The sequence below is a fragment of the Monashia sp. HAY1-5C genome, from assembly GCF_056755255.1.
Genome location: NZ_JBPGXG010000745.1, coordinates 1 through 237 on the forward strand (window position 1 = coordinate 1; position 237 = coordinate 237).

At 63.7% G+C, this 237-nt stretch carries 1 protein-coding gene; it reads right to left on the reverse strand.

The genetic code is table 11. From position 1 onward, the window contains the following. Positions 1 to 19 precede the first annotated feature (19 nt). On the reverse strand, positions 20 to 237 hold a 218-nt coding region (locus ACR9ZK_RS23395), incomplete at its 5' end, for a hypothetical protein (protein ID WP_481344303.1).

Sequence of the window (237 nt, forward strand, 5' to 3'; positions counted from 1 at the left end):
CCCCCCCCCCCCCCCCTTCTCAAAGCACAAGACGCCACCCTAGATGTAGCTCCGTCTCGTGGGCTCGGAGATGTGTATAAGAGACAGCAGCAGCGCCGTGGCGTAGATCCGGCGCAGGTCGTGCGGGTCTGCGGCCAGAGCCTGCTCGGGGCGTGAGGCAGATGACCCGTCGCACCACGCTCGAGCTGTCTCTTATACACATCTGACGCTGCCGACGACGGAGAGAGTGTAGATCTC